The organism is Leisingera sp. ABM4_103 (assembly GCF_056158685.1).
In genome coordinates, this window is sequence record NZ_JBSWTU010000005.1 from 2384368 (window position 1) to 2408850 (window position 24483).

General features: G+C 64.1%; 24 protein-coding genes, 1 pseudogene and 1 riboswitch. Of the genes and pseudogenes, 18 read left to right on the forward strand and 7 right to left on the reverse strand.

What is annotated here, in order from left to right; all coding sequences use genetic code 11:
• Window positions 1-134: 134 nt before the first annotated feature.
• Window positions 135-812: a type 1 glutamine amidotransferase domain-containing protein gene (locus tag ACXAED_RS13235; protein ID WP_475050482.1), complete on the forward strand. Its 678-nt coding sequence runs from the start codon at window positions 135-137 to the stop codon at window positions 810-812.
• A 60-nt stretch (window positions 813-872) separates the two neighbouring features.
• Here the strand turns inward: ACXAED_RS13235 and ACXAED_RS13240 are convergent, their stop codons facing one another.
• Window positions 873-1304: a DUF1489 family protein gene (locus ACXAED_RS13240; protein WP_475050484.1), complete on the reverse strand. Its 432-nt coding sequence runs from the start codon at window positions 1302-1304 to the stop codon at window positions 873-875.
• 196 nt (window positions 1305-1500) lie between these two features.
• On the opposite strand from ACXAED_RS13240, the gene ACXAED_RS13245 reads away from it, so the two are divergent.
• From ACXAED_RS13245 to ACXAED_RS13285, 9 genes are all read left to right on the forward strand, one after another.
• On the forward strand, window positions 1501-3798 hold the full coding sequence (locus tag ACXAED_RS13245) for an adenosylcobalamin-dependent ribonucleoside-diphosphate reductase (protein ID WP_475050486.1): 2298 nt from the start codon (window positions 1501-1503) through the stop codon (window positions 3796-3798).
• A 324-nt stretch (window positions 3799-4122) separates the two neighbouring features.
• On the forward strand, window positions 4123-4377 hold the full coding sequence (locus ACXAED_RS13250) for a hypothetical protein (RefSeq protein ID WP_475050488.1): 255 nt from the start codon (window positions 4123-4125) through the stop codon (window positions 4375-4377).
• Between the two features lie 241 nt (window positions 4378-4618).
• The gene (locus ACXAED_RS13255; RefSeq protein WP_475050491.1) at window positions 4619-5521 is read left to right on the forward strand and encodes an STAS domain-containing protein; all 903 of its coding nucleotides are present in this window, start codon (window positions 4619-4621) and stop codon (window positions 5519-5521) included.
• 1 nt (window position 5522) lies between these two features.
• Window positions 5523-5879 (forward strand): STAS domain-containing protein, encoded by a 357-nt coding sequence (locus ACXAED_RS13260; RefSeq protein WP_475050493.1) that lies wholly within the window; start codon window positions 5523-5525, stop codon window positions 5877-5879.
• Window positions 5876-6292 carry an anti-sigma regulatory factor gene (locus ACXAED_RS13265; protein WP_475050495.1) on the forward strand — a complete coding sequence of 139 codons (417 nt, stop codon included), beginning with the start codon at window positions 5876-5878 and terminating at the stop codon, window positions 6290-6292. Before ACXAED_RS13260 ends, ACXAED_RS13265 begins: the two co-directional genes overlap by 4 nt.
• On the forward strand, window positions 6283-6930 hold the full coding sequence (locus tag ACXAED_RS13270; protein WP_475050497.1) for a SpoIIE family protein phosphatase: 648 nt from the start codon (window positions 6283-6285) through the stop codon (window positions 6928-6930). Before ACXAED_RS13265 ends, ACXAED_RS13270 begins: the two co-directional genes overlap by 10 nt.
• Window positions 6927-8105, forward strand: a complete 1179-nt coding sequence (locus tag ACXAED_RS13275; protein WP_475050498.1) for a sensor histidine kinase — start codon at window positions 6927-6929, stop codon at window positions 8103-8105. Before ACXAED_RS13270 ends, ACXAED_RS13275 begins: the two co-directional genes overlap by 4 nt.
• Window positions 8098-8490, forward strand: coding sequence for a response regulator (locus tag ACXAED_RS13280; protein ID WP_475050500.1), 393 nt, complete (start codon window positions 8098-8100; stop codon window positions 8488-8490). The genes ACXAED_RS13275 and ACXAED_RS13280 overlap by 8 nt, the downstream gene beginning before the upstream one ends.
• A gap of 540 nt (window positions 8491-9030) precedes the next feature.
• Window positions 9031-9660 carry a chorismate--pyruvate lyase family protein gene (locus ACXAED_RS13285; RefSeq protein ID WP_475050501.1) on the forward strand — a complete coding sequence of 210 codons (630 nt, stop codon included), beginning with the start codon at window positions 9031-9033 and terminating at the stop codon, window positions 9658-9660.
• 56 nt (window positions 9661-9716) lie between these two features.
• Here ACXAED_RS13285 and ACXAED_RS13290 read toward each other — a convergent pair whose 3' ends face one another.
• The 5 genes from ACXAED_RS13290 to ACXAED_RS13310 are packed head-to-tail and all read right to left on the reverse strand — an operon-like array spanning window position 9717 to window position 13905.
• Window positions 9717-10274 (reverse strand): PqiC family protein, encoded by a 558-nt coding sequence (locus ACXAED_RS13290; RefSeq protein ID WP_475050503.1) that lies wholly within the window; start codon window positions 10272-10274, stop codon window positions 9717-9719.
• 1 nt (window position 10275) lies between these two features.
• Complete coding sequence (locus tag ACXAED_RS13295; protein ID WP_475050504.1) at window positions 10276-12360, reverse strand: MlaD family protein; 2085 nt, start codon at window positions 12358-12360, stop codon at window positions 10276-10278.
• The gene (locus ACXAED_RS13300) at window positions 12357-12992 is read right to left on the reverse strand and encodes a paraquat-inducible protein A (protein WP_475050506.1); all 636 of its coding nucleotides are present in this window, start codon (window positions 12990-12992) and stop codon (window positions 12357-12359) included. The genes ACXAED_RS13295 and ACXAED_RS13300 overlap by 4 nt, the downstream gene beginning before the upstream one ends.
• Window positions 12959-13576 (reverse strand): paraquat-inducible protein A, encoded by a 618-nt coding sequence (locus ACXAED_RS13305; protein ID WP_475050508.1) that lies wholly within the window; start codon window positions 13574-13576, stop codon window positions 12959-12961. The genes ACXAED_RS13300 and ACXAED_RS13305 overlap by 34 nt, the downstream gene beginning before the upstream one ends.
• A 29-nt stretch (window positions 13577-13605) precedes the next feature.
• Entirely contained in the window at window positions 13606-13905 is a 300-nt protein-coding gene (locus ACXAED_RS13310) for a hypothetical protein (RefSeq protein WP_475050510.1), read from the reverse strand.
• A 282-nt stretch (window positions 13906-14187) separates the two neighbouring features.
• Here ACXAED_RS13310 and ACXAED_RS13315 point away from each other — a divergent pair, with 282 nt between their 5' ends.
• From ACXAED_RS13315 to ACXAED_RS13330, 4 genes and pseudogenes are all read left to right on the forward strand, one after another.
• The gene (locus tag ACXAED_RS13315) at window positions 14188-15231 is read left to right on the forward strand and encodes a succinylglutamate desuccinylase/aspartoacylase family protein (protein WP_475050511.1); all 1044 of its coding nucleotides are present in this window, start codon (window positions 14188-14190) and stop codon (window positions 15229-15231) included.
• Between the two features lie 136 nt (window positions 15232-15367).
• A riboswitch (cobalamin riboswitch) is annotated at window positions 15368-15561 on the forward strand.
• Between the two features lie 145 nt (window positions 15562-15706).
• Window positions 15707-16717, forward strand: a complete 1011-nt coding sequence (locus ACXAED_RS13320; RefSeq protein ID WP_475050512.1) for an ABC transporter substrate-binding protein — start codon at window positions 15707-15709, stop codon at window positions 16715-16717.
• The gene (locus ACXAED_RS13325) at window positions 16714-17763 is read left to right on the forward strand and encodes a FecCD family ABC transporter permease (RefSeq protein ID WP_475050514.1); all 1050 of its coding nucleotides are present in this window, start codon (window positions 16714-16716) and stop codon (window positions 17761-17763) included. The genes ACXAED_RS13320 and ACXAED_RS13325 overlap by 4 nt, the downstream gene beginning before the upstream one ends.
• Window positions 17760-18270 (forward strand): annotated as a pseudogene (locus ACXAED_RS13330) (ABC transporter ATP-binding protein); the annotation flags it as partial. The gene ACXAED_RS13325 and the pseudogene ACXAED_RS13330, both read left to right, overlap by 4 nt.
• A 327-nt stretch (window positions 18271-18597) precedes the next feature.
• Here the strand turns inward: ACXAED_RS13330 and ACXAED_RS13335 are convergent.
• Entirely contained in the window at window positions 18598-19485 is an 888-nt protein-coding gene (locus tag ACXAED_RS13335) for a LysR family transcriptional regulator (RefSeq protein ID WP_475050515.1), read from the reverse strand.
• Window positions 19486-19590: 105 nt separating this feature from the next.
• Between ACXAED_RS13335 and ACXAED_RS13340 the strand changes: the two genes are divergently transcribed.
• The 4 genes from ACXAED_RS13340 to ACXAED_RS13355 all read left to right on the forward strand — a co-directional run bounded on the left by ACXAED_RS13340 (window position 19591) and on the right by ACXAED_RS13355 (window position 24475).
• The gene (locus tag ACXAED_RS13340) at window positions 19591-21036 is read left to right on the forward strand and encodes an aldehyde dehydrogenase family protein (protein WP_475050516.1); all 1446 of its coding nucleotides are present in this window, start codon (window positions 19591-19593) and stop codon (window positions 21034-21036) included.
• Window positions 21037-21173: 137 nt separating this feature from the next.
• Complete coding sequence (locus ACXAED_RS13345; RefSeq protein WP_475050517.1) at window positions 21174-22157, forward strand: membrane dipeptidase; 984 nt, start codon at window positions 21174-21176, stop codon at window positions 22155-22157.
• A gap of 3 nt (window positions 22158-22160) precedes the next feature.
• A complete protein-coding gene (locus ACXAED_RS13350) occupies window positions 22161-23849 on the forward strand; it encodes a hypothetical protein (RefSeq protein ID WP_475050519.1) in 1689 nt (562 codons plus the stop codon).
• Window positions 23846-24475: a DUF3726 domain-containing protein gene (locus tag ACXAED_RS13355; RefSeq protein ID WP_475050520.1), complete on the forward strand. Its 630-nt coding sequence runs from the start codon at window positions 23846-23848 to the stop codon at window positions 24473-24475. The genes ACXAED_RS13350 and ACXAED_RS13355 overlap by 4 nt, the downstream gene beginning before the upstream one ends.
• Window positions 24476-24483: the final 8 nt, after the last annotated feature.

Below are 24483 nucleotides of genomic sequence, written 5' to 3' on the forward strand. Positions count from 1 at the left end.
CCTGTCCGGGCGGGCCGGTGCGCAACCTCAAGAAACCGTGAACATGGCGTGATGCCTTTCTCCGGCGCCCGGGTTTAAATCCGCGGCGCCGGTCTTAGCTGGGGTGGGGTAAACTCCAACTGAAAGGACAGGCTATGAAAATTCTGATGGTTTTGACGTCGCACGATCAGCTGGGGGACACCGGGGAAAAAACCGGGTTCTGGCTGGAGGAATTCGCCGCACCTTATTACGTGCTGCGCGATGCCGGCGCCGAGATCACCCTGGCCTCGCCCAAGGGCGGCCAGCCGCCGCTGGATCCGAAATCGGACTCTGAGGACGCCCAGACTGATGCCACCCGCCGGTTCAAGCAGGATGACGCCGCGCAGCAGGCACTGGCCAATACAGTGAAACTGTCCAGTGTCGACGCGGATCAGTTCGACGCGGTCTTTTATCCCGGCGGCCACGGCCCGTTGTGGGATCTGGCCGAGAGTGCGGACAGCCGCAAGCTGCTGGAAAGCTTTGCCGTCGCGGACCGCCCGATCGGCGCCGTCTGCCACGCGCCGGGCGTGTTCCGGCACGTGAAGGGCAGCGATGGCGAACCGCTGGTCAAAGGCCGCCGCGTGACCGGTTTCACCAACGGCGAAGAAGAGGGCGTGGGCCTGACCGATGTTGTGCCCTTCCTGGTCGAGGATATGCTGAAGGACAACGGCGCCGACTACCGCAAGGGCGATGACTGGGCGTCTTACGTCGAGGTCGACGGCAAGCTGGTCACCGGCCAGAACCCGGCGTCCTCGGAAGCTGCCGCTAAAGAGCTGCTTGCCTTGCTGAAGTAAAATAGCAGTGCTGGAGGGGCAGGCGGGTTGCCGCCTGCCCAGGCCGCCGCAGCGGCTGGATCAGATCACGCCAATCTCGGCCAGCGCCTGCGACAGCTCCGGCGGAAGCGGTTCTTCCTGTGTCTTGCCTGCGGGCAGGTCGGCAGGCGATTCCTCGGGCTTGAGGTAACGCCAGCCCTGAAACGGGCGTTTTTGCGCCGTATGGGTGCGGTGCACCTCCGGATCGAGCACGATGGCGCAGCGGCGGATGCCGTCCTCGCCCGTCACCTCATCCAGCCGCAGGATGCGCTGGCGGCATTGGATCAGCCCCTTGATCACCCAGTAGATCGAGCCGCCATTGAGGATCTCGGCCTCGCGCTTGGGCCACATGCGGGTGACGTGGCGGGGCAGGCCGCCGGGCAGCTCCTTGCGGCGCATCGCTTGCCAGGCCATCAGGCTTTCGACGCTTTCGGTGCCCACCGAAAGCTTCACAAGATTTACGCGTTTATCCACAGGTTCCCCACAGAGTCGTCCATAGTTCTGACAGTATATAGTAGTTTACTGATCGCTGCCTTCAAGGTATTGTGTTCTTCCACGCTTTTGCTGCAAGTAAGCATTAACAATTCGCGGATTCGCTGCCGGGGTAATTTCCGGCGCCGGAGCCGCTTTTCCGACGCTAAGACGCCACTACGACTCAAAGGACCGACACATGAGCCGCTTTGCCGCCCCCATTGCCGAGCAGATCTGGGATATGAAGTACCGTTTCAAGCAGGCCGATGGCGCGCCGATCGACGTGACCGTCGAGGACACCTGGCGGCGGATCGCGCGGGATCTGGCGCGGGCGGAGAAAAAGCCGGAGGCGTGGGAAGAGAAGTTCTTTGGTGCGCTGGAGGATTTCAAATACCTGCCGGCGGGCCGGATCACTGCGGGCGCAGGCACCGCGCGCCAGGTGACCCTGTTCAACTGCTTTGTCATGGGCACCATCCCGGACAGCATGTCGGGCATCTTCGACATGCTGAAAGAGGCAGCGCTGACGATGCAGCAGGGCGGCGGCATCGGCTATGACTTCTCGACCATCCGGCCGCGCGGCGCCGATGTGAAGGGCGTGGCGGCGGATGCTTCTGGTCCGCTCAGCTTCATGGATGTATGGGACGCGATGTGCCGCACCATCATGTCGGCCGGCTCGCGCCGCGGCGCGATGATGGCGACCATGCGCTGCGACCACCCGGACATTGAGCAGTTCATCACCGCCAAGTCCGACCCGGCGCGCCTGCGCATGTTCAACATGTCGGTGCTGGTCACCGATGCCTTCATGGAAGCGGTGAAGGCGGACGGCTCCTGGGAGCTGGTGTTCGATGGCAAGGTCTACCATACCGTCGAGGCCCGCGACCTGTGGAACAAGATCATGCAGGCGACCTATGATTATGCCGAGCCGGGCGTGATCTTCATCGACCGCATCAACAAGGCCAACAACCTCTCCTATATCGAGAACATCTGCGCCACCAACCCCTGCGGCGAGCAGCCTCTGCCGCCTTATGGCGCCTGCCTGCTGGGCTCGATCAACATGGCGCGGCTGGTGGCCAACCCGTTCGAGAAAGACGCGCATCTGGACCAGGAGGCGATGCAGGAGCTGGTCGCCACCGCCGTGCGGATGATGGACAACGTGGTTGACGTTTCCAAATTCCCGCTGGAAGCACAGGCGGAAGAGGCCAAAAACAAGCGCCGGATCGGCCTGGGTGTCACCGGCCTGGCTGATGCGCTCCTGATGCTGGGTCTGGAATACGGCTCCGACGAGGCGGCGCGTCAGACCGACCGCTGGCTGCACGCGATCGCCCGCGCCGCGTATCTGGCGTCGGTGGAATTGGCCAAGGAAAAGGGCGCGTTCCCGCTGTTCGACGCCGAGGCGTACCTGAACTCCGGCAACATGCTGAACATGGACGATGACGTGCGCGACGCGATCCGCGAGCACGGCATCCGCAATGCGCTGCTGACCTCGATCGCGCCGACCGGCACAATTTCCCTGTATGCAGGCAACGTGTCTTCTGGCATCGAGCCGGTGTTTGCCTATGCCTATACCCGCAAGGTGCTGCAGAAGGACGGCTCCCGCACCGAGGAGGAAGTGGTCGACTATGCGGTGCAGATGTACCGCGAGAAATTCGGCGCGGATGCCAAACTGCCGGACTATTTCGTCAACGCCCAGACGCTGAGCCCCGCGGCCCACGTCAAGATGCAGGCGGCGGCGCAGAAGTGGATCAACTCGTCGATTTCCAAGACCATCAACTGCCCGGAAGACATCTCCTTTGACGATTTCAAGGACGTCTACATGCAGGCCTGGGACCAGGGCTGCAAGGGCTGCACCACCTACCGTCCGAACGATGTGACCGGCTCGGTCCTGTCGGTCAGCGAGAGCGCTGACACCGCGCCGGGCGAGACCGCCAAGGCGCCGCATGAGAGCGACGTGGATGAGAACGGCGCCGAAGTGGTTTACATGTCCGAGCCGCTGGACCGCCCGCAGTCGCTGGAGGGCCATACCTACAAGCTGAAGTGGCCGGATTCCGAGCACGCGATCTACCTGACCATCAACGACATCATCATCAACGGCCACCGCCGCCCGTTCGAGGTGTTCATCAACTCCAAGAACATGGAGCACTACGCCTGGACCCTGGCGCTCACGCGCATGATCTCGGCCGTGTTCCGGCGCGGCGGCGATGTGTCCTTTGTGGTGGAAGAGCTGAAAGCGGTCTTCGATCCGCGCGGCGGTGCCTGGGTGCAGGGCAAGTATATCCCCTCTATCCTGGCGGCGATCGGTGGTGTGATCGAGACACACATGGTCAAGACCGGCTTCCTGGAAGGCGAGGGCATGGGGCTGAAGTCCGACCCGCAGGCGCAGGTGGTGAACCTGAACGCGCCGCGCGGCAAGGCCTGCCCGAGCTGCGGCCAGTTCGACATGCAAATGATTGAAGGCTGCATGACCTGCCGCAGCTGCGGCCACTCGAAGTGCGGGTGATTGAGTAAGTCGGTATTAGAGTCGTCTGTAATTGGTGTAAGATCGCTGCCAAAACGCCCTAATCGGCTGCCAATTGCAGGCCCCTAAATTTCCACCGGCCCAGAAATGGGCCGGTTTTTCTTTGTTTCAACGAGTTGGGAGCTGTTCCACCGCATTTTTCGAAATGGATCGCGCACACCGGTAAGTTCGTCGAGTTGACTACGGCGTCATTGTTCTGAGGGCTGAAACTTGACTTTGGCCAGGTTCTTTCCTTCGTATCCTGAGCGCAGCTGTACAGCCAGAAACCACGCGGCGCGGCTCGCTGGAAAAGGGTCGCCTATGCCCATGTTCAAACTCATCGGCGCGGAGTTCTGCAATTCTGATAGAGAGCGGCGGGTAATAGTGCGCCGCCTGGCGCGGTTTCTGAAAGAGCGCCGCGCCCAGGAGCGCGGCACCGTGCCACCGGACGGGACAGATTTTGAGGCCCCGTTCGGCGTTGAAGCCGGCTGTCGGGCAATGCATGCGGCGGTTCCGCAAAAAGCGCGCTGGCGCGGATCGCTCGCCGTGCTGGTTGGTAAAACCGGCCAAACAGTGCCTTAATAAGTTAAATTGCCACGGCCGGGACGAAACCCGATGCGGCAAGGCTGCCGAGAGTTTCCAGGGTTTCGCCTGCATCAAGACAATTGCCGCCCGGCTGCGCCACTGGTCAATTCGGCTTGGCCGCCACCTGTTGCAACGCTCTGTTTTTGCGGCGATTTATTGGGCGCCCCTTGCGCAATTAGTGCTTCTTTAAGCATATCGCCAGACCCTCAGAGGGCAATTCCATCATTGCGAGGGTACTATGAATGAGGTCATTTCTTCGACAATCCAACCCGATACCGCGGCGCTGCCGGATGTGTGGGGCTGGTTTGATGTAAGCCAGGATGACCGGGCCAGGGTTGCTGGTCTCCTGCCTCTTGCCGAACAGAATATCGATGCTGTCTTGCATGAATTCTACAGCCGTGAGGGAGGCTATGACGACCCTGGAGGCAAAGCCTCCCCGCTCGGTATGCAAGACTTGCAAGACGTGCGGGACGAACAGCGGCGGCATCTGCTGGAGCTTTTTGAGGCTGGCCGCGATCAGGACCTCTTAAAGGATCGCAAGCGCGCCGGGCTGTTCAATGAGACCTATGGCATTTCGCCCAGTTTTTATCTGGGACTGTTTACTTTCGCCATCAACCGGATCTGCGATCTGGTCTGGCAGGGCACTGACAGCGAAGCTGAAGCCCGGGAGATAGAGAGAGCATTGCGCAAAACAGCGGCCTGCCACCAGGCCATGACGGTCGAAGCTTTCTCGGCCGCCCGGAGCGACGCGATTGAACAACGTGAACGCCAGATGAGCGAACTGCCGACACCGGTGCTCCGCCTGCAGGCGGGGCTGTTGCTGGTGCCTGTCGTCGGCGTGCTCGACAGTCACCGTTCACGGCTTTTGACGATGCAGATTCTGGATGCAATCCGGGAGCAGAACGCCCGCGCCGTTGTGCTCGATATTACAGGGGTTGCTGCGGTCGACAGTATGGTGGCCAATCATCTGATACAGACGATGACGGCGACCCGCCTTATGGGGGCGCATTCGGTGCTGACCGGAATCAGTGCCGAAGTGGCGCAGTCGCTAGTCAAAATCGGTGTCACTGGCGAGGCGCTGAACCCGGCAGGAAATCTTGAGCGGGGTGTCGAAACCGCGCGCAAGCTTCTGGAGCGCTGACTTGGCCCGCCGTGTTCCCATCATAAGCCAAGGAGACCTGCTGATCGCAGCGGTTCAGGAGGAGCTGTCCGATAGCGACATCCAAGAGATGCAGAACCAGATCCTGCTCGCGGTGGGACGCTTGGCAGCCACCAAAGTCATCCTGGATGTGAGCCTTCTGGATGTGATCGACAGTTTCGGCACCAGAATGCTGAGCGATATCGCGGCCTCGGTCGCTCTGCGTGGCGCACGGATCGCGATCGTGGGCATCCGGCCTGAAATCGCAATGTCAATGGTGCTCTTGGGCTTGAAGCTGGAGAATGTCCCCACAGCCCTGAACCTGGATCACGGCATCTCTATCTTGCGAGAGGGTTCATGAACGCGCCCGCAGCGGACCCTGCTGTTTTGCTGCAGCCGGTGTCCTGTGACAGCGATGTCGTGGCGGCCCGCCAGCTGGCGCGCCGGCTGGCCGATGAGCTGGAATTCAGCAGGCCTGACCAGGCCTTGATCGCAACCGCCGTTTCGGAGCTGGCCCGGAATATCGTGAACTATGCGCGAGAAGGAGAAATCGAGCTGTGCATTGCCACTGCCGGCTCACAGACCGGAATTAAGGTGACAGCCAGGGACCGGGGGCCGGGGCTGGCCGACGTGGAGCTGGCTTTGCAGGATGGTTATTCCACCGGCAACAGCCTGGGCCTTGGGCTGCCAGGAACGCGGCGTATCGTCGATGAATTCGATATCTGTTCGGAGCCTGGCCGGGGCCTCGTCGTGACGGTGGTGAAATGGCGGTGAGCACTGACGGCGGCAGTATCGCCTTTGAGGCTGGCGGTTCCCGGATCGACTGGGCCGCGGCCCAGGCGGCGAAGACGTCTGAATCTGTTTGCGGTGACGGCTATTTGCTGCGGCGCGCTGGCAATAGGCTGATGGTCGCATTGGCAGACGGCGTTGGCAGCGGACCGGGTGCCCGGGAGGCTGCCAATGCTTGCCTGGAGGCGCTTGCGGCAGTCTCATTCGGTGCTATTGCGGAGCTGTTCGAGACCGCACATGACCGCCTTCGGGGCACCCGCGGCGCGGCGCTTGCCGTGGCCTTGATAGATCTTGAAAAGGCAGCCGTTGAGTGGGCTGCGCTCGGGGATGTGGAGGGGGTTATCTGCGGCCTCCTGCCGGGGGGCAATGACAGCGTCACTATCATGCAAAAGGGCGGAATTCTGGGGATGGACTTACCCAGGGTGCTCTCTCAAACCCAGCCGTTCCCGCCCGGCCATGCGTTGGTTCTTGCCTCGGACGGGGTTTCGCGGCGTTTCCGCCAAGCTCTGCCTAGTGCGCGCACCCCCCCTCAGGAGTGGGCAGCTGCCTGTCTCGGCACCTACGGCAAAGAGCGTGACGACCGCACAGTCCTGGCCGTTTCCCATCAGCGGAGGTGTCCATGACCGGTGTGGATTTAGCCCCGGCAAGTGAGGCCTTGGCGCTGGTGGCAAAACGGTATCAGGCAGCCCTGGCCGCATACATCGATAGCGGAGACACGGAGCATCTGGGAGAGGCCTATGAAACTGCGCGGCTTGCCTTGGAGGCGAAGGTGCCGTTGCCGGACTTTGCTCTGTTGCATTTTGCCGGCCTGCGCGAAGGCCTGATTTCGGCGGGCGGCACTGGCTGCTGCCTTGAGCGTGCGGAGGATTTTTTCCTCGAAGGCGTCACGGTCTATGACATGGCATTGCGCGGCTATGTCAGCGGTATGGCCAGTTTAAGAAAGGAAATCGCGGAGCGCCGCCGGGTCGAGCAGGAATTGCGGGACATCACGTTTGAGCTGGCCCGCCAGCGGGATGAACTGGACCGGGAGGTCCGGAAACGGACGACCGAGATCCGCCTGCGCGCGGAAGAGCTGGAATGCACAAACCGGCAGCTGGTTCAGGCCAACCAGGACCAGTCCAATTTCACCTATGCCTTGTCCCATGACCTCAAGACACCGATCAACACGCTCTATTGTTTTCTGGAGGTGTTGCTTGAGGACTTTCAGGCAGACTTGAAGCCTGAGGCGCGGGAGCTCATCAGTGATCTTATCGGCACGGCTCAGCGGATGCGGAACCTTGTTGATGATGTGCTGGATTACTCGAAAGTCGTCGGTCACCAGTTCGCACCGGAACCGGTTGATCTGCAGCAGATGGTTCAGCAGATCCTCAAGGATATGGACTCTTTGGTCACCAGCTCGCGCGCGAATGTCCGTGTGGGGGCTTTGCCTGCGGTTATGGGCAGCCCGTTCCAGATCCGGGTTCTGCTGACCAACCTGCTGTCAAACGCGCTGAAATACGGATGCGAGGGGCCGGAGGCGCAAGTCAGTGTCGGCTGTGCGCCCGCCGGAACGGAGGGCAAGGTGCGCCTGTCGGTGGCTGACAGCGGGCCAGGGATACCTGAGGAAATGCAGGACAGGATCTTTGAGCTGTTCAAGCGCTTGCACCGCTATGACCAATACCCCGGCTCTGGCGTTGGGCTGGCGCTGTGCAAGCGGGTGGCAGAAACCCACGGCACGGTGCTCCAGGTCTCTTCGCAAGCTGGCAAAGGCGCGACTTTCAGCGTCGATCTGAATTTGGAGGAGAAGCGGGATGGGTAGCCAGGACAAGGTCGTCTACGTCATTGATGATGACAGGATGGACCGCAAGTTCGCGGAACGCATTATCAGCAGGTCGCAGGTGTTCGAAAATTTCGAGCTGTTTGACGGGCCGCTGGCCGCGATGGAGTTCCTCCAGGATGGCGGACGGCCGCCGGAACTCATTTTTCTGGACATCAACATGCCGCCCATTGGCGGGTTCGAGTTTCTTGAACAATACGCCGATCAGATCCAGGCACTGGATCCGGTGCCTGTTGTTGTGATTGTCAGCACAACGGTCAATCCGGTGGACCTGGACCGCGCCGCCAAGGTCCCATTGATTAAGAAGTTCCTGTGCAAACCCCTGTCGCCAGAGCATTTGTCCGAAGCGGCGTCGCTTTTGCACTGACCTGGCACAGGATCCTAAACCATTGCTGCCGGCGGCGGTTGCCCCGTTTTGAACCCGCCGGTCCGGAACAGGGGCCAAGGCCCCCGGTTGCGTGAGGCGCCCACGTTTGCGGATCATTGCAGTATCGCCGCGATTGGCTGCCTTGAGCCATTGTGTCCTGCCGCCTCAGCCCGGCGCACAGCCGATGCCACGGGTGTGCGCAGCCGTGCTGTCTGGCGCGGCTCCTCGTGCGGGCGGCCTTAATTCGGCACCTTTGGGCCGTAGCCGGTTTGATGAGGCAAAACACATCTTAGGCTGGACTGCAGCAGCAGGCGCGACAAAGCGCCGGACTGGGCTTGTCACGACGCCGCGGGCCGCTGCCGCCGACGTTTCCACCGATGGCTTCTTGCGGCGGCTGCGTTGCGCCGCAGCAGAAATTCTGCAGCCGTTCGGCCCCCCGCTGCTCTGGCGGGTCCTTGCGCGGCCCCGGGCCTAGCCGTTTGACCCCAGCGCCAGCACTGCTATTCCTTCCACCGGACCCGGCAGAGAGAGTGACACCACATGCGCACCGGCATTCAGCAGCAAAACGCGGGCTCGCCGTCTGACGGGCCGGACCAGCCGAAGGCTCCGCTGCTGCGCAAGCGGTTTGACGATGGGCTGACGGCTGGCAGCCCGTTTGCGCAATGGGCGGCGGTCTGGAAGAAGATGCTGCTGGTGCAGGACGGCTCCGCCACACTGATCTGCGAGACGCTGGCTGACGGTCCGGTGCAGCTGGACGTTCTGCATCAGCAGATCACCGCGGATGTGCCGGCAGAGGTCAGGGCGCATCTGCCCGGAAAATCCTTTATCGAGCGCCAGGTCTGCATGTCGCACCGGGGCGAAGTGATGATGGATAACCTGACCTATGTCGCGCTGGAGCAGCTGGATCCGGAGGTGCAGCGGCATCTAGAACAGGGGCTGTCGCCGATCGGATACATCTTTGACATCAAGCTGACCCGTAAAAAGCCGGTGTCCTGCCCGGAGGGGGTTCTGGACCGGCTGTGGCAGCGGTGCGGCGTGCCCGACCCGGAGGCGGCACGCACCTATGTGCTGGAGATCGAAAATACCTCCTGCATGCTGATCACCGAAACCTACCGTTCCGGCATGCTGCAGGGGCTGCCGCTGACCGGCCCGGCTGCGCAGACCGCCTGAGAGGACTGCCGGCACGCCGCCAGTGTGCAAAGCGCGCCTCACCCCAGCGCAAGCATTTACATGGCCTGCGACACCTGCCGGGCAAGCTCTGCCAGCGAACGGGAGAGAGCGTCGGCGGTGGCAGAAGGCCCGGTGCCGCTGACTGGTGTCTGGATATCAAAACGCCTGACGAATTCCCGCACTGTGCCTTCGGGCGAGGAGACCGCGAACTGTCCGGTCAGCTCAAAGATCCCGTCGGCGCGGGCATAGGCCTGATCCACCCGCACATCCAGCCGGGCGTCCGGGCCGGTGTTCAGCGGCCAGGGTTCGATCGCGGCGGAGGCGCCGGTGCGCTCGTTCAGTCCGCGCGCCAGGGCGGCGGTCATGCCGCGGGCCGGATCATCGGCCCATTGCGCGCCGTCAAGCGCAAACAGCGCGCCGCCTTCGCCCTCGGCCACGATCTCGGAGGCGGCGGCATAGGAGGGCAGGGAAACCAGCCGTACCTCGATGGTGCGGGAGCGCAGGTTGGCGACCTTTTCACCCGGTGCTGCGGAAATCAGATAGCGGGCATCATTGGACGGGGCGCAGGCCGCCAGCAGGGCAATGGGAAGCGTCAAAGACAGGGGTTTTATCATCTTATTTTCCAAACAGCAGGGAATTCGGATCGCGTTCAATCTTGCGCGCCAATTGCGAGACGGCGCGGGCGGCGGTCTTGACCTCGCGCAGGGCGTCCAGTGTTTCTGAGTTGAAGCTGGAGCGGGCGCCGTAGGAGGCGATCAGCGCCTCGGACTGGGCGACCAGCCGTTCCAGCCGGGCGGAAAGGGCCGGCAGGCCCTCGGCAGCGGCGGCCACGGCATCGGCGGCGCCGCGTGCAGACGCCATGGTGGCATTGGCATTGTCCACCAGCCCGCCTTGGCGCAGGGCCTCCAGCGTGCGGCGCATTTCATCCAGCGCCCCAGTCAGGGCAGGGGGCAGATCCCGGGCCTCCTCGGTGCCGATGAAGGCGTCGGCGCTCTTCATCAGCTGGCTGGCGGAGCGGATCAGCTCTTCGGCTTCCAGCGCGTTGGCCTTGGCCGCCAGGTCGCGGACGTCGCTGACCAGGGCGGGCAGCTCCTCTGATGCGGCGGCGAGGCTGGCGGCGGCCTGGCTGCCCTGTTCCAGTGCGGCGCTCAGGTTGGCAACTGCCTTGCTTTGCTGCAGATCCGCCAGAATGCCGCGCAAGTCGGCGACAGTAGCGTTCAGCTCAGCCGGCAGGGCGCGGGTGCCGGGGTCGGCAACCAGCGCGCGGGTGTCCTCCAGCAGCGCCACCGCAGCGGCGGGCACCTCACGGGTGCTGTCGGCAGAGGCCAGGTCTTCGATGCTGGCAAGGGTGGCAATGGCCTGCGCCATCAGCTCTTCCACCGGCAATTCGCTTATGCGCTCCATCGCGCCTTCGGCGGTCGCGGTGAAATCGGGCAGGTCGGAGGGCGCGCTGGGCAATTCAGGAAACGGTTCCGCGACGCGGTCAAGCTGCGCCGGGGCGGCTTCCTCCAGGGTGACCAGTTCAACGATCAGCTCTGAACTGAGCAGCCCGGCAGAGGCCAGCCGCGCCCGCAGCCCGCCATCGACGGCCTGTTCGAGGAAATCCAGCACCTCAGCCTCTCCGGCACCGGGCGGCAGCCCCATCAGCGCAGGCTCCAGCAGCAGCTTGGCAATCAGCCGCACCTCTGCTTCGTCGCTATCACTCTGAATGGCAGCGTTCAGCGTGCTGACCTCGCCGACCTTCACGCCGCCGAGCTTGACCGCGGCGCCGCTGGCGAGGCCGGCAACCGACTCGTCAAAGGCGACCGCTACCGCCACACCACCCGACCGCGACCGGGCAAACGCGGTGCGGCGGGCCGCGGCCTCGTCTTCGTGAATGTCGAAAACCGTGCCCTTGCCCACTGGTTTGCCGCCGTCGAAGACGGTGTCGAATTCAATACCGCCGGCAACCAGCGAGGCGATGCTGTCGACATCAAGCGACAGCCCGCTGGCCCCGAAGGAGACAGAAAAGCCGGAGGTGTCCCAGAACCGTGTGGCGGAGTTGATGCGCCGGTCATGCGGGGCGTCGATGAAGGCGTCGACAACGATGCTGTCGCCGCTGACGGTCAGGCGGGGCTGCTCCAGCCGTCCGACCTCGACGCCGCGGAACAGCACCGGCGCGCCTTCGGAGATCATGCTGCCGTCGGTCGTGCGCAGGGTGATCCTTCGCCCGTCCCGTCCCGGCTGCACCAGCGGCGGCCCGTCTTCGCCCTCAAAACTGGTGGCGGCCACGCCCGGCTCCTGGTCCCAGGTGCCTTCGATGTAGACGCCGGACAGCACAGTGCTGAGCCCTGAAATGCCGCGGGTGCTGACCTCCGGACGGACCACCCAGAAGGCGGCGTCCTGATCCAGGTAGGGGGCAATCTCCTTGTCGATGCGGGCCCAGACAGAGACCTTGCTCAGATCGCCGGCAAAGCCCACGTCCTCCACCCGGCCGATCACCACGTCACGGTAGCGCACCGTGGTTTCGTTGGCGACGACCCCGGAGGCGTTGTCAAAGGCGATCCGGATCAGCACGCCACGGTCGCTGTAGGCCTTCCAGGCGACACCCAGCGACACCGCCAGCGCCGCCAGCGGCACCAGCCAGACTAGCGACAGGTTGCGCCACGGCGACGGGCGCTGTGCGGAGACTTTCATTTCGGCGGGTTCAGGCGTGCTCATTCATATTCTCGCTTTTCCGCGTTCCAGATCAGCCGCGGATCAAAACTCTGGGCCGCCAGCATGGTGAAGGCAACCGACAATGCAAAACTGACCGCGGCAATCCCCGGGGTGACGGCAGCGGCGAAATCCAGCTGAACCAGGGCGGTCAGGATCGCCACGACAAAAACATCAATCATCGACCAGCGCCCGATAAATTCGACAACCTCATAAAGCACCAGCCGGCCGTGGCTGCCAAGGGTTGCGGGCCTGCGGACCGAGACCGCCAGGTAGCCGATGGCCAGAAACTTGGCGACCGGGATCACGATGCTGGCAAAGAACACGATGAAGGCGACCCCGTAGGAACCATGGCTGAACAATTCCGCGATGCCGCCGATCAGAGTATTCTCCGAAGCGCGGCCAAAGGTGGTGGTGCGCAGCATCGGATAGATATTGGCGGGGACATAGGCAATCAGCCCCGCGGCCAGCCAGGCCCAGACCCGCTGCAGGCTGGCTGCGGAGGGTGGCGTCAGCTCGCTGCGGCAGCTGTAGCAGATCTGCGCGCCGCCCGGATTGACGGCCCCGCAGGTGCGGCAGCCGGTCAGCCCGGCCTCGGCTGCGGTCAGGAACCGCGGCGGGTCTTCAGGGTTTTCCATACGGTCAGCCTGCAAATTGTACTGTCAGTCAGGATGGTCACCACCAGGAGCGCTGCAAAGGCCCAGAAGGCGGGGCCCAGCCCGACCCGGGCGAGTCCGGACACTTTGACCAGGGCGACCGCCACGCCGATAATGAAGATCTCGGCCATTGCCCAGGGCTTCAGCCATTCCGCCCAGCGGTAGACCGCGGCGGCATGCGGGGCAGGGTGCCAGCCCAAGGCCATCGGCGCCAGGGTGTAGACCAGGGCGCCATAGCGGGCGGCAGGCAGCAGCACGATCAGCAGGCCGGTGGCCAGCGACAAGGGCGCCATCGGCCCGCGGGAAAAGGCCAGCACCGCATCCAGCACCGACGCCCGGTGCGACAGTCCCTGAGCCTGCAATTCCAGAAACGGGAAACCGGCCGCGGCGGCCAGCAGGATCAGCGCGGTCAGCGACAGCATCGCGATCCGGGTCATCGCCCCGGACTTGGGTGCCGCCAGCACGGTGCCGCAGCGGGCGCATCTGGCGACCGCATGCTTGGCCACCTCCTGATCGCGGTGCAGCACGTCGCAGGCAGGGCAGGCAATCAGCTGTTCTGGGTCCATCTCATCCTTGTCCGGTCGCGCAGCCAGCCTCAGCACGAAGTTCCGCCTGCCGCGGCCTGAGCTGCAAGCGTCTCCTTGCTGACCCGCCTGTAATTGGCGAAGGCGTTGGCGCTCATAACCACAAAGAAACTGTCCATATCAATCAGAACATAGCCTTTTTCCATCAGCGCGCGCGAGAGTGCGGTGACATCGTCTTCATACAGCCGGCGCCGTCCGCAGATCTCCTGCAACAGTTTGCGCGGGATCCTGTAGCGCCCGGAGGTCTTGCCGCCGAATTCCTGGGTATAAAACCCTGCCAGGGCATTTGCGGCAGTATTAAAGACGGGCATTAAATTTTTCCGGAAGATTTTTGCCTATAGACAAGAAAATATCACGTATGTACTGGGGCGGCAACCGCAGGTCTCCGGCAGCGAGGAGCAGCAGCCTGCGCACGTGGCATTCGGCCGAGGGGGCAGGATTGCAGGCGGCTTACCTGCGTCCACTCTCGCCACGGGCAGTTGCGCAAGAGACAGGAAAGGATTTCAGATGGGACTTGCCAGGCAGGCGGGCAGTGTCAAACCTTTCACCCGCAAAGGTCTCAGGACTGGGGCCATTCAAATCAAGGGGGCAGTATGAAGGCAAGGCAGCATTTCACCATCGGCCACGCCAAGGTGGCGCCGGGTTCACGGCTGACGGTTGACCTGCCGGTCAGCGTTCTGTCCGACCACACGCCGGTCACAATGTCGGCGCATGTGGTGCATGGCCGCCAGGACGGGCCGACGGTGTTTGTCAGCGGCGGCGTGCACGGGGACGAGGTGATCGGCGTGGAGATCATCCGGCGGCTGCTGCGGGCGCCGAACCTGACGACGCTCAAGGGCACGCTGATTGCGGTGCCGATCGTCAACGCCTTCGGTTTCATCAACCACTCCCGCTATCTGCCCGACAGGCGCGACCTGAACCGGGTGTTTCCCGGCAGCGAGCATGGCTCGCTGGCTTCGCGTCTGGCGCATCTGTTCATGACAGAGGTGGTGACCCGTTCGGACCTCGGTATCGACCTGCATTCGGCAGCAATCCACCGGACCAACTATCCGCAAATCCGCATCTCGCCCGATAACTCCAGCACCCGCGAGCTTGCGGGCGTATTTGGCGCCCCGATCGTGATGCAGTCGCCGCTGCGCGACGGCTCGCTGCGCGGCGCGGCCAAGGAGATGGGCAAGGATGTGCTGCTGTATGAGGCGGGCGAGGGCCTGCGCTTTGACGAACTGTCGATCCGTGCCGGGCTGGCGGGTATCCTGCGGGTGCTGCGGCACATGGGGATGGTCCCGGCCAAGGGCATATCCAAGCCAAAGTCGCAGCCGCAGTTCTGCGTCTCCAGCAAATGGCTGCGGGCGCCGATGGGCGGGCTTCTGCGGGTGTACAAGGACGATGGCGAACTGGTCCGGGAAGGGGAGCTGATGGGCTCGGTGTCCGATCCGTTCGGTGAGCATGACGAGGACATCCTGGCGCCTTTCGACGGGCTGATCGTCGGGCGTGCGGTAATGCCCATCGTGAACGAGGGCGATGCCGTGTTCCACCTCGGCAGGGTCCGCTCCGTCGAGAAGGCGGAGGATTCGGTGGAGGACCTGAGCGCCCAGCTGGAGGACGACCCGATGTTCGACGAGGATGAAATTCTCTGAACGGCAACATGGGGGGCAGCACTTGCCAATGGGTCCAGCTGCTCAACACGCGGTTGCCGCAGCTTCCGGCGGGCGCGCCTTTTGCAGGGGATTTCCGCAGCGGCAGCAACTTTTTCTTGCCGCAACCAAAGTGATGCGCTACGCGCGCTTTACCGGTCCCGCAAGGGCTAAGAGGGAATCCGCGGTGCCTGCCGGGCACCAACCGGAACTGCCCCCGCAACTGTAGGCGGCGAGTGCTGAGCCATCGTGTCACTGGATCCCAGCGGTCCGGGAAGACGGCCCAGACGATGACCCGCCAGTCAGGAGACCTGCCGGTATGAAACCGAAGCACACCGGACGGGGTTGTCCGGGGAGGTTGCCGGCAGACCGCGCTGCTGCTTTCAGGCGGCGCAGAGGAAGGGCTCAGGCCCTCCGCCCTGCCGGTCAATGCCCTTTCACCCGTTCTCCGGTCATTGACACATGGAGATCGAAAATCATGTTTCTGCGTTCCGGCCTGATCGGCCTTTCCTTCACCGTCGCGGCCCAGGCCGCGGCAGCCAGCGAGAGCTTTCCGCTGACCATCGAGAACTGCGGCCAGACCGTCACCTTCGAAGCACCCGCGGCGTCTTCCGTCACGGTTGGCCAGGCGGCCACGGAAGTGCTCTATGCGCTTGGGTTGGGGGATAAGGTGCTGGGCACTTCGGTCTGGTTCAACGATGTTCTGCCTGAATACGCGGACGTGAACGCCAAGGTCGAACGGCTGGCCGACAACGACCCAAGCTTTGAAAGTGTGGTGGCAAAACGCCCGGGCCTGGTTGCAGCGCAGTACGAGTGGCACATCGGCCCCGAGGGCGTGGTCGCCAAGCGCGAGCAGTTCCATGACCTGGGCATCCCGACCTATGTGATGCCCGCCGATTGCGCAGGCAAGGACAACACCACCGGCGGCGACGGCACCCGCACCCGGATGTTCACCACCGACAGCCTGTATCAGGGGATCGAGGAGCTGGCAGCGATCTTCGGCGAGGCCGAAAAGGGCGCTGAGCTGGTCGCGGACTACAAGACGCGCGAGGCTGCGGCCGTTGCTAAGGCGCAAGAGGTTGCGCTGGAGGATGCCTCCGCCGTGTTCTGGTTCTCCTCGCCTGAGCTGGAGAGCGATCCGTTTGTGGCCGGCCAGAAAGGCGCGCCGGGCTACATGATGCAGCAGCTGGGCCTGCGCAATGTCATCGAGACGGACGAGGAATGGCCGACCGTCGGCTGGGAAACCATCGCCAAGGCCAACCCGACGGTGATTGTGATCGCCCGCATGGACCGCCGCCGCTTTGCCGCCGATGACTATGAGAAAAAACTGGAATTCCTGCGCAATGACCCGGTTGCCAGCCAGATGGACGCGGTCAAGAACAACCGTATCGTGGTGATGGACGCCCAGGCGATGGATGCCACCATCCGCGCCATCCCGGCGCTGGAAGACCTGGCCGCTGAGCTCAGCGCGATCGGCAACGGCGGATGAGCGTAGCCGCCGCACTTGCATGGCACGGCGTCCGGGGCGCTTGCCTGGCGCTGCCGGTGCTGGCTGCGGCGGTTCTGGCAGGCGCAATGATCGGGGAAACCGCGCTTGCGCCTGACCTTGTCCTGTCCGTTCTGGTCAACAATCTGGCCGGGGCGGGGCTGCCGGTTGACCCGGTGGACCAGGGCATCATCTGGAGCTACCGGCTGCCGCGGGCACTGGTGGCCGGGGCTTGCGGCGCGGCGCTGGCGGTGACGGGCGTGGTGCTGCAGGCGCTGCTGCGCAATGCGCTGGCGGACCCCTACATCCTTGGCATTTCCGCCGGCGCCTCGACCGGGGCGGTGGCGGTCACGATTGCAGGGCTGGGCGGCGGTGCGCTGTCGCTGTCCTTTGGCGCCTTCAACGGTGCGCTTCTGGCCTTTGGCTTTGTTGCCATTCTGGCGCGCGCCGCCGGGGCGGGCAGCAGCCGGGCGGCGGCGGCGCAGATCGTGCTGGCGGGCATTGCCGGCTCGCAGCTGTTCAACGCGCTGACCGCCTTCATCATCGCTAAATCCGCCAATGCGGATCAGGCCCGCGGCATCATGTTCTGGCTGATGGGAAACCTCAGCGGCGTGCGCTGGCCGGATGTGTGGCTGGCGGTGCCGCTGGCGCTGGCCGGCTGGATGATTTGCCGGTTTCACGCAAGGGCGCTGGATGCCTTCACCTTTGGCACCGATTCCGCCGCGGCGCTGGGCATCCCGGTGCGGCGGGTGCAGGTGGTGCTGATCTTTGCCACCGCGCTGATGACCGCGGTGATGGTGTCGATTGTCGGTTCCATCGGCTTTGTCGGCCTGGTGATCCCCCATGCGGCGCGGTTCCTGGTTGGCCCAGGGCATCGCAGGCTGATGCCGGCCGCTGCGCTGACGGGGGCGGTGTTCCTGATCGGCGCCGACATCGTGTCCCGTGTCATCATCCCCGGTCAGGTGCTGCCCATCGGCGTGGTCACAGCGCTGATCGGAGCGCCGGCCTTTGCCATCATCCTGGTGCGCGGGCAGAGGACGGCGCGATGAGGATCGAAGCCCGCAGCCTGTCCTTCTCCGTGCGCGGCAAGGCGCTGCTGTCGGACGTGTCTCTGGCGGTGCAGCCGGGTGAGACGCTGGCGCTGGTCGGTCCGAACGGCTCCGGCAAATCGACGCTGATGCGGTTGCTGGCGGGACTGGCCCGGCCCTCGCAAGGCGAAGTGCTGCTGGCGGAGCAGCCGCTGGCGCGGCTGTCGCGCCGCGAGATTGCCCAGCGGATCGCCATAGTCGAGCAGCAAGCCGACACCGCCGAACGCATTACGGCGCGTTCAGTGGTGGAGCTGGGCCGCACCCCCTGGCTGTCGGCGCTGCGGCCTTGGAGCGGGGAAGACACCCGGCAAGTGGACAAGGCGTTGAAGACGGTGGAAATGGAGGGGTTCGCCAAGCGGGAATGGGCGACGCTCTCCGGCGGAGAGCGGCAGCGGCTGCATATCGCGCGGGCGCTGGCCCAGCAGCCGGGATTGCTGCTGCTGGATGAGCCGACCAACCATCTGGACATCCACCACCAGCTGTCGATCCTGCACTGCATTCGCAATCTGCAGGTGACCGCCGTGGTGGCGCTGCATGATCTGAATCAGGCGCTGACCTGCGACCGGGTTGCGGTGCTGTCGGGCGGGCGCTTGGTGGCATCGGGAACACCGCAGCAGGCGCTGACACCGGAAACGGTATCTGACGTTTTCGGGATCACGGCCCGGCAAATCCGCGATGCGGAGGGCAGTGCGCCGCACCTGTCCTTTCACCTGGCCTGAGGCGGGCGGCGAAACGCTCCCGCCGTTGCCGGTCTTCCTGACGGAAAGCCGCAGCGCCGGCGTCGCGCCGTCTCCGTTACCCCGGCAGATCCGCGGACAGGTCACAAGACTGGATAAAGGCGCTGCATTCCGCAGTCAGCCCCGCGAAGCGGGAGCGTTCGCGCTGATAGAGGTAGACCTCCCGTTTGTCGGGCAGGTCGGCAATGGGGCGGAACGCTGTTGTTTCCGGCATGAAACGCGCAACCGTTTGCGGCAGCACCGTCACCCATTTGCCCGTCCGGACCATGGTGATCAGCGAGTGGGTGTTGTGGATCGTCACATCGGCCGTGCTGATGGCCTCGGCAAAGCGTTCGTTGCGGATCAGTTCGCACAGGGCATTGCGCACAAAGCCAGGGCCTGTGATATCAGCGATGGCGGGACGGGCGTCCTGTAGAATCAGCGGGTGGCTGGTGGAACAGACGAGGCCGAAACGGTCCTCGAACAGAGGCACGGCCTTGACCCCGTTCAGCGGGTGATAGCCGGACGCGATGCCGATGTCCGCCTTGCCTTCGGCCAATGCGTCCAGAACCTGCTGGGTGTCGGTATCGCGGAGCTCGATTTTCAAGCCCGGGTGGCGGGCGGTCATATGCTCCAGCACTGACGGAAAGACCAGCGCCGCCACGGAGGGCACCGAGACGATGCGGATCAGCCCGTGAATGGCCTCAGCCGCCATCTCAATGGCCTGTACCGTCTGGTCGAACCGGCGCACCTGTTTCTGGGCCAGCTCAAAGACTTGCTCCCCCAGCGGTGACAGCTGGTTCTTGCGCTCCCCTTCGAACAGCTTCTTGCCCAGATGATCTTCCATCTGCTTGAGCGTCATTGAAATGGCAGACTGGGTGCGGCCCATCCGGGTTGCCGCTTCTGACAGGTTTCCGGTCTGCGCCACTGTGCAGAAGGCACGCAGCATTTCTATCTTCAGGGCCATGGCTTCAGAAATTGTGAAGTTGTGTTCAGTTTATTGAGTTTGACTGATGCTGGCGGAGAAGTCCATCCTGCCGCAAACCTGAAATTCAGCATCTGGGGCTTCTCCGTGACCAAACTGAACCTGATTGCCGGCGAATGGCTGGCGGGCGAAAGCGAAATCGAAAACCGCAACCCTTCGGATCTGAGCGATCTGGTTGGCATGTTCGCCCAGGCCAGCGCCGATCAGCTGGAAGCGACCCTGGACCAGGCGCAGAAGGCGCAGCGCGAATGGGCGGCCTACGGGCTGGAGCGCAAGCAGGCGGTGCTGATGAACATCGGCAATGAGCTGATGGCCCGCGCCGAAGAGCTGGGTACGCTGCTGAGCCGTGAAGAGGGCAAGCCGCTGGCTGAGGGTAAGGGCGAAGTTTACCGCGCCGGCCAGTTCTTCACTTATTACGCGGCCGAATGCCTGCGCCAGATCGGTGAGAACGCCGACTCCGTGCGCCCGGACATCGAAGTGGACGTGCGCCGCGAGGCCGTGGGCGTTGTCGCCATCATCTCGCCCTGGAACTTCCCGACCGCAACCGCTTCCTGGAAAATCGCGCCGGCGCTCTGCTACGGCAACGCGGTGGTGTGGAAACCCGCCAACATCACCCCGGCCTCGGCCGTGGCCCTGACCGAGATCATCGAACGTCAGGACATCCCCAAGGGCCTGTTCTCGCTGGTGATGGGCTCCGGCCGCTCGATCGGCCAGCGGCTGGTGGAAAGCCCCAAGGTGAACGCGATCTCCTTCACCGGTTCGGTGCCGGTGGGCAAGGGCATTGCCGCCGCCGCGATCCAGAACCTGACCAAGGTGCAGATGGAAATGGGCTCCAAGAACGCACTCGCCGTGATGGACGACGCCGACCTGGACCTGGCCGTCACCCTGGCGCTGGGCGGTGCCTTTGGCGGCACCGGCCAGAAATGCACCGCTTCCTCCCGGCTCGTGGTCCACGCGGCCGTGCATGATGCCTTCGTCGACAAGCTTGTCGCCGGGGCACAGGCCATGAAAGTGGGCCACGCGCTGGAAGAGGGCGTGCAGATGGGGCCGGTGGTCAGCGAGCAGCAGCTGAACGAGAACCTGGCCTATGTCGACCTCGGCAAATCCGAAGGGGCGGAACTGGCCTGCGGCGGCCAGCGCTTGGAGATGCCGCACGAGGGCTTTTACATGTCCCCCGGCGTGTTCCTGAACACCACCAACGACATGCGCATCAACCGCGAGGAGATGTTCGCGCCGCTGACCTCCGTCATCAAGGTCGGCAGCTTTGACGAGGCGCTGGCGGTGGTCAACGACACCAACTTTGGCCTGACCTCCGGTATCGTCACTCAATCGCTGGCCCGCGCCACCCACTTCCGCCGCAACGCGCGCACCGGTGTGGTCACCGTCAACCTGCCGACCGCAGGCACCGACTACCACGTGCCATTCGGCGGCCGCGGCGACAGCTCCTATGGCCCGCGCGAGCAGGGCAAGGCGGCGGCGGAGTTCTACACCACCGTCAAGACCGCCTACATCAGCGCCGGCAAGCCGGTCTGAGACTGAAATCGTGGCAGCGCCGGACACCGGCCTGCCAGTTTGCGGAAGCGCCCGCCCTCCTAGTTTCCCCTGTGGCGGGCGCTTTCTGCCCGCTGCCTGAAGGCCGGGCGTGTGACTTTGAAAACCGAGGTGCTTGAATGACCGGATACCGTATCGACTGCCTGCAATATGCCAACTGGTCGGAAAAGATCTTCCGCCAGCTGCGCGAGGGCAACGTGGACGCGATCCATGTCACCATTGCCTATCACGAGAACTTCCGCGAGACGGTTCTGAACTTCGAGAAGTGGAACCGCTGGTTCGAGCAATACCCGGACCTGATCATGAAGGGGCAGTGGGCCTCTGACATCGACAAGGCCCGCGAAACCGGGCGCACCGCGGTTTTCTTCGGCTTCCAGAACCCCTCGCCGATGGAGGACGACATCGGCCTGATCGAAATCCTGCACACTCTGGGCGCCCGCTTCATGCAGCTCACCTATAACAACCAGTCGCTGCTGGCGACCGGCTGTTACGAGGCCGAGGACATGGGCATCACCCGCATGGGCAAGCAGGTGATCAAGGAGATGAACCGGGTGGGCCTTGTCGTGGACATGAGCCATTCCGCCGACCGGTCCACCATCGAGGCGGCGGAGATTTCCACCCGCCCCATCGCCATCACCCATGCCAACCCGCATGAGTGGTCGCCGGCGCTGCGCAACAAGAAGGACGATGTGATCCGCGCGGTGACCGGCCACGGCGGCATGCTGGGCTTCTCGGTCTATCCGCACCACCTCAAGGATAAATCGGACTGCACCCTGCAAAGCTTCTGCGAGATGATTGCACGCACCGCAGAGAAATACGGGGTGGAGCATCTCGGCATCGGCACCGACCTCTGCCAGGACCAGCCGGACAGCGTTGTCGAGTGGATGCGCGTCGGCCGCTGGACCAAGGAAATCGACTACGGCGAAGGATCAGCCGCCGCTCCGGGCTTCCCGGAAATGCCTGGCTGGTTCAACGACAACCGCGACTTTGGAAACATCGAAGAGGGCCTTCGCGCGACGGGCATGAACGATGACGAGGTCAGCGGCATCATGGGCGGGAACTGGTACCGGTTCTTTGCCGAAAACTTTGGCCCAAAGGGATAGGTCATGGAACGAACCGCGCAGACAACGATATCACGACGGGATCCGGCACAGGTGATGCGCCTCAGCCGGCTCGGCTCCCTGCATCAGTGCCGCCTCAGCTTCATGCGGGTGCTGACACGCCGCATGGCCCGGGAAAACTGGAGTTTTGCGCGCCCCAAGTTCGATATCGACGGCAAGGGCATCGGCGTTGCGGTCTACACCGCCACCGGCCCTGCGCGGACCTATTCCCTGGTTGCCTTTGCCCACGATCTGCCGCCGGAGATGCGGTCGGACCGGGTGATTGCCACCGCTTGGGATGCGACCTTCACCCTGTTCGACGGGGTGCCAACGGAGGCCGACATCGAGCGGCTGTCCAAAAACGTGCCCTATCAGGAGGCAGGCCGGGTCAACGAGAAATCCCTGTCTGTCTCCCGCGCCAACCGTTCTGTGCGCCTGTGGGCGCATTTCGTCGATGCGCTGTCGCAGGGCCAGCAGCCGGACCCGGAACAGGTGGACGCCGTTGGTTACCTGATGCGCACGACTGCCGTTTACGGCTCCGGCAAGCTGGGGGCTGCCGACCGGGAGGCGATTGCAGACCGCCCCGAACTCAGCGCGCCGTTCCAGGCAGAGATGCTGTCGGTCTACCTGACCCGTGTTTTTGTCCGCGACCTGGTGGAGCACATGGCCCGTGCCAAAGGCGGCGACAACGCCGTGCCGCTGGCGCCCGAAATCGCGCTTCGGCTGGGGATCGGCAACTCCACCGGCCTTGGCATGGCGCCCTACATCGTCAATCACCCGGTGCTGTTCAACAACTGGATCATGGCGCGGGAGGAGGCGATTGCCCGGGTGCGCTCGGTCGAGACCGCCTCGGCTGAGGAGGCCGCCTGCTTCCGCCGGATGCTGCGGCGGAGCGAATTGTCGGCGGCGCGCTGGCGCTCCGAACACCCGGTGCAGATTGAAAAGCTGGCCAGCCTGCGCAAGGACCTAGACCTTTTGACGGCGTGGGTGGCGGCAGATGATCTGCTCAACGACCGCCCCTGGGACCGTCTGATCCGCTGGAGCGAGACCGCGCTGGGCCTGGAAGGGCAGGAACTGGCGGCCTCGCTGATCCTGGAGCCTTATGCGGAGCTGGTGGACGGGCTGTCCGACTGCATGGCTGACAGTAACAAGGAAGCCTTTGTGATCGACGGCGCGATGCCGGTTGCACAAGTGCGGGAGCTGATCGGGGACAGCTTTGGCTGGGCGCTGGAGCTGGACTGGAGTGCGCGCGAAAACTGCGCCCGGGCCTGGTACGTCTCGGAGGAGAAGCTGGAACCGCGCATGGGCGAGCGGTTCGACGAGCCCATCGCCAATTACGAGCAGCCGCTTGCGCCCGCCCGCGATGCTGCCTTGGCCTATGCGGCGCTGGCTGAGTGGGACGGGCAGGAGCCAGTTGCGGCCTTCCTGCTGCGCCACCCGGAACACCGTCACACGGTGCGCCGGGCACAGATGAGCCGTGTGGCACCCTATGGCGAGATCCGCAGCAACACCATCAGCGACCGGGTGCTGCCGGTCGACATGCTGCGGGCCAAGCTGTCGTTCTTCGGCGCCACGCATTTCGACCCGCGCTCCGACCGCTGGGTTCGGATCTGCATGTATGCGGGCGCGCCCTATCCCGAAGACCTGACCACCGCCAATGCCGACTTGTGGGTTTATCCGGAGGCAAACCAATGAGCTATGCGCTGAACGAAGTGGAAGCCACCGCCAAACGCGCCGCCCGCGGGGCGGGCTATGACTGGGGGCTGGCCGAGGAGGCCGCCAAGGCCACCCGCTGGCTGTGCGCGCAAGGGCTGGACGGCGCGGCAGTTCTGGCCGGTCTGCTGGAGGCCGGCTACGCATCCGAACGGAACGCTCACGTGCCCCAAGACCTGGAGGGGGACTGGCTGGCCGCCGCACCGCTTTGCCCGCTGGCGACCGGCGCGGCCCTGTCGGACTGCGCCGCACGGCTGCAGGACACACCGCGGAAGATGGGGCCTGTTACCCGGCCTGCGATGATCCTGCCCTTTGCCGCGATGGCCGCCCGTCAGCTTGGCGCTTGCGTTACCGTCGAAGGCGAGGGCTTTCAGGCCGTCACCGACGGCAGCGGACTGCACATTGAGGGCACGCTGCCGGAAACCTCCGGTGCGCTGACCATCCGCGCCGCGGGCAGCCTTGCAAACGCAAACCCAACCCACACCCGCGCCGAACCGGAGGAGGCGGCCTGGGCCGTGCTCAACCGCTTTGCCCATAAAACCTACGCTCCGGCCACCGAGGAGTCGCGTCTGCTGGGCGCCGGCGCCGGGCTGTCGGACAACGACTGAGAAGGTAC